The organism is Mucilaginibacter sp. (assembly GCF_039207105.1).
In the GTDB taxonomy this organism is placed as follows: Bacteria; Bacteroidota; Bacteroidia; order Sphingobacteriales; family Sphingobacteriaceae; genus Mucilaginibacter.
The window spans coordinates 1-6,713 of the sequence record NZ_JBCECK010000216.1; the positions used below are offsets into that span (position 1 = coordinate 1).

Consider the following 6,713-nt stretch of genomic DNA (forward strand, 5'->3'; position numbering starts at 1 on the left):
TCAATCACCATAAATTCTTCTTCAACACCTAAGGTAAACTCGTTCATAATTGGTTCTTTTCTAATCTTCTATTGTCATTTCGACCGTAGGGAGAAATCCCCTTGCGCTCGTTTGTAACGAGTGCTTATTATGGCAGGGCGATTGCATTGCCTTTGCGTTTTAAACGCAATTCCAGGTTAAGCACTCGTTACAAACGAGCGCAAGGTTGGATCTTCACAACTCCCCACGTCATGCTGAACTTGTTTCAGCACCCCACAAGCCAAGTAAATCGGTAACCAAGCATGTGAGATCCCGAAATAAATTCGGGATGACGGTGTGTGTGCATTACAGCTTACCTACTTTTTGTGGTTTCTCTTTTACCACTTTCTCTTTCTTTACTTTTTCTTTGGCCTTTGCTTTAACCGGCGCGGCAGCTTTTTCGGCAGGAGCTTTGGCTTTTGCAACCTTTTTAACTTTACCTTCAGTTTCAATAGGGTGATCAACCTTGCCTACGGAAACATCCTCTTTAACCGGTTTAGTCTTGGCATTCATCAACGGTGTTTTAGCGGCTGATGTTTTTACATACTCGCCCCAGGTTAGGTTATCCAGGCCATCTTTTTGGCTTTTGGCGCGTTCAATGGCGTAATCGGCGGCGGTTTCTACTACCCAGTCAAAATTTTCCTGGCCCACGCTGGTTACTTCGGCATCGGGTGCGGGGTTACAAAAGTCAATGGCGTAAGGTATACCATCCCGTACGGCAAACTCAACAGTATTAAAGTCATAACCCAGATACTGGTTTAGTTTTATCACGTAGTCCTTGATAGTATCTAACAGTTTTTTGCTGGCTGGCGCTTTGCCATGCTCGTATCGAAGGTGGTGCGGATTACGCGGTTCATACTGCATAATACGTACATGTTTGCCGCCAATGCAATAGCAGCGGAAATAATCATCAAACAACACTTCTTCCTGAAGCATCATCACATATTGTTTGGTTTGATCGTACTTGGCAAAAAAATCGTCGCGGTTTTGCAGTTGGTAAACCTCTTTCCATCCACCGCCGTCAAAAGGTTTCATGTATGCCGGGAAACCTACGTAGTCAAATATTCCGTCCCAATCTAAAGGATAAGCGAGGTTGCGGAACGATTGATCGGTAGTATCATCCGGAAGTTCCTTTGACGGCAGGATAACTGTTTTGGGTACGGGCACACCCAGCTTTACGGCCAACGCGTTGTTGAAAAACTTTTCGTCGGCGCTCCACCAAAAAGGGTTGTTGATAACGGCTGTACCACTAATAGCGGCGTTTTTGAGGGCAGACCGGTAAAAAGGCACATCCTGCGATATGCGGTCGACAATTACAGCGTAATCCAATGGTTCGGCCTGCAGCACTTTATCAATGCGAACAAACTCTGCCGAGATGTTTTTTTCGGCCTTTTGATTGATACGATCAACAAAAGCCTGAGGAAATGAATTTTCCTGTCCGAATAAGATGCCTATTTTTTTCATGGTGATGATGTTTTTAAATGCTAATATTTGGAAATACTAAATCCTAAGCTTTAAATTCTAATTATGAAATCCTAAACTCTAAATCCTAAGTTCTAAACTCTAAATCGATCAACTACCTTTCCTTGCTCTATTGTCTTTTATCCTTGTTCCCTCTTATTTTTTGATTCTTAACTCTTGCCCTAATTAACTTTATCCTTGCTCCATCTTGTCTCTTGATTCTTATCTCTTGCTTCTTATTTAATAGTTGATAAATAATGCGGTAACATCTCGCGCCAGATGGGCCAGTCGTGGCTGGCATTTGGGCGGATATCCAACCAATGATTAGTGTTTTTTTGAGCTAAAATGTTTGATAACTGTAGGTTATATTCCTTGCATATATCATGTTCAGATGTGCCGAGGATGATGTTCATGTTCCAGAGCTCCGGGTTATTATCGCCCGGTAAAAAATCAACCGGGTTATTATAAAAAACATCGTCGTTATAAAAGCCGTCGGTAAACATTTTAATATTAAAAGCGCCGCCCATAGTAAACAGGTGCGCCACCTTTTCGGGATGCTTAAAGGCGAAGTTGGCGGCATGGTAGCCGCCAAAGCTACAGCCGGCCATCGCTACTTTGCCTATACCGGTTTCGTGCATAGCCCAGGGCACCAGTTCGTCAAACAACATTTTATCATACCAGGTATAGTTACGGGCGCGGTCAGCAGGATGTATGCCTTTATCGTACCAGGTACGTTCGTCGATAGTGTCGGGGCAGTAAATTTTAACCAGGCCTTGTTCAATAAACCAGCGTACGCTTTCAATCAACCCGCAATCTTTGTTTTGGTAGTAGCGGCCTTTGGTTGTTGGGAAAAGGATCACCGGGTAGCCACGGTCGCCAAATACCAGCATTTCCAGGTGGATATTCAGGTTGGGCGAGTGCCAGCGGTGATATCTTTCGGTCAAAATAATGTCCTTTTATTGGTGACTGTAAGTTAAGAGGTTTGTTTGAGAAAGACAACTACTTGATTGATTAAAGGTTATAAAGAGCCTCACCCTGCCCTCTCCAAAGGAGAGGGTTCTAAAAAAGATTACAAGAGTGAAGTTTAAAGTCCTCTTCAAAGGAGAGTAATAGACCATTAAAGGGCAGTTTCATTAAATCAGGTTGTTTATCAACTCACCCCGACATCGCTACGCTTGTCGACCCTCTCTTCAGCTTCGCTGGAAAGAGGGTGAAAGAAATATTTTCTTCTCCTTTGTCTTTTATCTTTTATCCATTTTTCCTACCCTCTCTCCGCCACAGGCGAAGAGAGGGTGGTCCAGCGAAGCGTAGACCGGGTGAGTAAATTATATGTCATGCAAATTCAAGAGTTATACTTTTTGATGGCTAATCCTCTCCAAAGTAGAGGATTAGCCATCAAAAAAATCAAAAGTATTTTTACTTTTGCGCCCTTAAATTTGAATAACGATGTACAGGGGCTGGGTTGAAACTGAAATGACGATTACCGAAAAAAATATAATTGTAAACTCCGCTTTGCTAAACCGCGAGGTTACCTGTACGCTTTTAATGCCCGATGAGCATGACCTTACAGAGCCGCTAAGTCTGCTGTTGTTAAACGATGGACAAGAGCTGGAAAACCTACAAATAAAAACTACGCTGGAGCAGTTATATAATACCAACCGCATTAAACCTGTGCTGGTAGTTGCCCCACATGCCGGTGAAGACAGGCTGCAGGAATATGGCGTGGCAGGCCACCCAGATTTTAAAAAACGCGGTTCCAGGGCCGACGCGTACACCCAATTTATTATTACAGGATTGCTGCCACAGATAAAAGCAGAAACCGGTATTGATGATTTTGAGCTAACAGCTTACGCGGGTTCGTCATTAGGTGGTCTTTCGGCATTTGATATTGCCTGGAATAACAGTGCTGTATTTGATAAGGTGGGTGTGTTTTCAGGCTCGTTCTGGTGGCGGAGCCGTGACCTGGGCAAAGCCTACACCGAAGCAGACCGCATTATGCACTCGGTGATCAGAAATACAACGGGTAAACCCAATCTCAAATTCTGGCTGCAAACCGGTACTAAGGATGAAACCACCGATCGCAACAAAAACGGCATTATTGATTCTATTGATGATACCATAGACCTGATCAAAGAACTGGAAACTAAAGGCTACACCCGCCCGGCCGATATACAATATGTAGAGGTAGTAGGCGGCAACCATGATACCGCCACCTGGGCCAAAGCCATGCCTAAGTTTTTGATGTGGGCGTTTGGGAGATAGAGGTGTTGGTGCGGGTGAGAGAGCGGGGAGCGGAGGAAATTGATGTGCATGGTGTAAAAGATTTCTCACCATCGCCCGGCTTTAGCCTCTATGAGAAGGTTCGAAATGACCAATTTTTTATTAATTTATGTCATTTCGATGAGCAAAGGGGAATTGTGTGTGTGGCGCGAAGAGAAATCTTGTACGCTCTGCGACTACATGGCGTGTAAGATTTTTCACTCTCGTTGGTCGAAGTCAAAAACTACGAACAGCGGGGATAGTATCCCCGGGTTCAGGGGCAGTGCTTGACATTGGTGTTAATTTTTTATAGGCTGATAGTTCTTCGTTTACTATTTGCCATTTTAAGTGTATTGAATAAAAAGCTTATTCCCACTTTGTAATGCCGAAAGGCTTATTTGAAGTATTGCGTTTTTTACATCATTGAGTCCGGCCTCAGGGGACAAAGGACCTACAGCCGTCAGTTGATCATGAAATTCTTGAACCCTTTTACATTCCCACTCTTTCATATTATAAAATCCCTCTCCTCTTTGCCAGTTGTAAGCCACACTATCCTGATGCATATCTGTATGTAGTGGAATGTAACCCATTAGTGAAGTGAAATCTGCGTACCATAAATCAACTTTAAAAACAATCTCCCCATTTTGGTTCTTTTCGGTTAAAATAATTTCTAATTCGCCAATGTAATCTGAATATAAATCGATATGAGTCATAATCTTTATTTTGCTTTAAAATGTCCTGATTCCAATATTACTTTCTCCGCGACAGAAATTATTCCCTCTGCTGTCCGAAGATTCCTGACATAATAGTTCAAAAGTCAGAGAATCGAATAGCGAGAGTTATTCTAATTTAACGTTTGCAGATTTTAAATTATAATAAAAATGGATTATATCCGATTTGTAGCTCATGAATTCTGGCATTGACAAATGATGACAGGCTGGCTTGTAGATTCTTTAACCAAGAATATCCCGGAACTTCGTTGTCCGAAGTCTCTGACTTCGGATTGTTATGCCTGTAGTTTGTAACTATAACTCACCTTCTGGCAAATAAGGAAATGCTGACCGATAATATGGATGTTCACTTAGTGGAAACACACCTTGCGAAAGATTGTCATCATCTAAGAATTCGGCTGATGATATACCCTCGATATATCCATAGTTCTCATTAGAATCAAATATTAAGTCTATATTGCCGTGAGCGTCGTAAGTGAATTTTAATAATAAATCATCACCTGGACTTACCACTTGATTGCCGTAATAAAATTTTCGGGCTCCCAGTAATAGTAAATTTGTGGATCGATCAAAAGCGCAGTTGAATATGGTTCTTAGCTTGTTATCGAATGTTTCTTTTCCCTTAAAGGCTATTTGCAATGAATCTTCATAACTCTCCCAGTCCCATAAAGTAAAACCATTTGCTTGTTCTTTATTGGAATAAATGGTGAGACTGGAATTAGTATTCACCTCAACGTATTTTTGGATGATGTCCTGTTTATTTTCACTTGCATCTATAAAATACTTGACAGATAGGTAACTGATATTCTCTATTTTTTCAAATGTTTCTATGATTTTAATCTCATTTGAAACGAAGGTGAATTTTTTGAAATTGACTAAGGTACTTTGCTGTAAATCAGTAATCGGAACCCCGAAGTAATCGGTATATTTAATTTGAGTACTCATCGTTTAAAATTTTAATCATGTATTCGTGAGATTAGGTAGGTTAAGTGACTTTCACGCCATTTTTCCAGGTGGTCTGATTTATTATATGGCCATTCTCATCAAAGGTTTTAAATACCCCATCGTAGTCATTATCTTTCACGATAAATTCCAAATGTAAGTTTCCGCTTGGGTAGAAAAACGTCCTTTGCATTCCCTCTTTATACCCGTTTATATATCCTTCTTCGTTGTATACTATACCATTGGTTACGGTTTCCAATATTCCGGTAAAAGGCTTTCCCTGGTAATGAAACATTTCAGTGCCACCTCCGTCAAACCCAACTAATTCTAAATCGTCAAATTGAACTCTAATACTCATAATTATTCAGCTATACATTATCCAACAATTCTCCTGATTTGATTTCCATTATTGTCAAATTCTATGTGGCGTGTAAGATTGCCATTTTCATCCCAATATTTATAACTGTTATAAAACCTATTATATTTTTTATAATACTCTTCTTGCATCTGACCATTTACGTAGTATAATCTTTGCAATCCATCGGTATATCCACTTTTACACTCAATTTCTCCCGCTAAATTTCCATTAGCGTAAAACTCTTCTATAGTGCCGGTAAAAGGCTGATTTTTATAATTATACATACTTCCGCCCCCTGCATCTGCTCCTGCATATTGCAAGTCATCGTCGTCAAAATTTACTCTCATCATTTTCATGGGGTAAATGTAATTCCCTTTATTGACGAAGTTAATAACTTCATTTGAAGTCGATGGTTCAGAACAGCAGTAACCCCATATTAAATTCATGCAAAGTTTTCCTGTTCAATATGTTAAATTCCTGAAGCATAGGCATGAATTGACATGGGTTTTACATAAATGTGTGCCTATAAATTGACAACGTTTTAAAATGCAATATATTAAACGTACCTTTGCGCCAAATTTTAGGGAGCATTTTCATGCAAAAAATAAGAAACATTGCGATTATCGCACACGTTGACCACGGTAAAACCACTTTGGTTGATAAAATATTACACAGTTGTGCCATCTTTAGGGATAACGAATCAACCGGTGAATTGATATTGGATAATAATGATCTTGAACGCGAGCGTGGTATCACCATCGTTTCAAAAAACGTATCGGTAAGATATAAAGACGTTAAGATCAATATTATTGATACCCCTGGTCACGCCGACTTTGGTGGTGAGGTTGAACGTGTATTGAAAATGGCCGATGGTGTTTTATTACTTTGTGATGCTTTTGAAGGCGCCATGCCTCAAACCCGCTTTGTAACCCAAAAGGCTTTGG

The 6,713-nt window shown here is 40.6% G+C and carries 8 protein-coding genes; 2 read left to right on the top strand and 6 right to left on the bottom strand.

The window, feature by feature from the left end:
• Positions 1-324: 324 nt before the first annotated feature.
• Positions 325-1,482 carry a hypothetical protein gene (locus tag AAGC65_RS23985; protein WP_343114995.1) on the bottom strand — a complete coding sequence of 386 codons (1,158 nt, stop codon included), beginning with the start codon at positions 1,480-1,482 and terminating at the stop codon, positions 325-327.
• A gap of 233 nt (positions 1,483-1,715) precedes the next feature.
• Entirely contained in the window at positions 1,716-2,423 is a 708-nt protein-coding gene (locus AAGC65_RS23990; RefSeq protein WP_343114996.1) for an alpha/beta fold hydrolase, read from the bottom strand.
• A gap of 502 nt (positions 2,424-2,925) precedes the next feature.
• Here AAGC65_RS23990 and AAGC65_RS23995 point away from each other — a divergent pair.
• A complete protein-coding gene (locus tag AAGC65_RS23995; protein WP_343114997.1) occupies positions 2,926-3,741 on the top strand; it encodes an alpha/beta hydrolase-fold protein in 816 nt (271 codons plus the stop codon).
• 341 nt (positions 3,742-4,082) lie between these two features.
• Here AAGC65_RS23995 and AAGC65_RS24000 read toward each other — a convergent pair whose 3' ends face one another.
• The 4 genes from AAGC65_RS24000 to AAGC65_RS24015 all read right to left on the bottom strand — a co-directional run bounded on the left by AAGC65_RS24000 (position 4,083) and on the right by AAGC65_RS24015 (position 6,125).
• Positions 4,083-4,451, bottom strand: coding sequence for a hypothetical protein (locus AAGC65_RS24000; RefSeq protein ID WP_343114998.1), 369 nt, complete (start codon positions 4,449-4,451; stop codon positions 4,083-4,085).
• A gap of 312 nt (positions 4,452-4,763) precedes the next feature.
• Positions 4,764-5,414 carry a hypothetical protein gene (locus tag AAGC65_RS24005; protein WP_343114999.1) on the bottom strand — a complete coding sequence of 217 codons (651 nt, stop codon included), beginning with the start codon at positions 5,412-5,414 and terminating at the stop codon, positions 4,764-4,766.
• Positions 5,415-5,454: 40 nt separating this feature from the next.
• Positions 5,455-5,769 carry a hypothetical protein gene (locus tag AAGC65_RS24010; protein WP_343115000.1) on the bottom strand — a complete coding sequence of 105 codons (315 nt, stop codon included), beginning with the start codon at positions 5,767-5,769 and terminating at the stop codon, positions 5,455-5,457.
• Positions 5,770-5,786: 17 nt separating this feature from the next.
• A complete protein-coding gene (locus AAGC65_RS24015) occupies positions 5,787-6,125 on the bottom strand; it encodes a hypothetical protein (protein WP_343115001.1) in 339 nt (112 codons plus the stop codon).
• A gap of 239 nt (positions 6,126-6,364) precedes the next feature.
• On the opposite strand from AAGC65_RS24015, the gene AAGC65_RS24020 reads away from it, so the two are divergent.
• The coding region (locus AAGC65_RS24020) for a GTP-binding protein (protein ID WP_343115002.1) at positions 6,365-6,713 on the top strand (349 nt) is incomplete at its 3' end.

Excerpts from the sequence above, each read along its gene's own strand:
- AAGC65_RS23995 (WP_343114997.1), top strand. The coding sequence starts at position 2,926 with ATGTACAGGGGCTGGGTTGAAACTGAAATGACGATTACCGAAAAAAAT.
- AAGC65_RS23985 (WP_343114995.1), bottom strand. The coding sequence starts at position 1,482 with ATGAAAAAAATAGGCATCTTATTCGGACAGGAAAATTCATTTCCTCAG.
- AAGC65_RS24005 (WP_343114999.1), bottom strand. The coding sequence starts at position 5,414 with ATGAGTACTCAAATTAAATATACCGATTACTTCGGGGTTCCGATTACT.
- AAGC65_RS24000 (WP_343114998.1), bottom strand. The coding sequence starts at position 4,451 with ATGACTCATATCGATTTATATTCAGATTACATTGGCGAATTAGAAATT.
- AAGC65_RS24015 (WP_343115001.1), bottom strand. The coding sequence starts at position 6,125 with ATGAAAATGATGAGAGTAAATTTTGACGACGATGACTTGCAATATGCA.
- AAGC65_RS24010 (WP_343115000.1), bottom strand. The coding sequence starts at position 5,769 with ATGAGTATTAGAGTTCAATTTGACGATTTAGAATTAGTTGGGTTTGAC.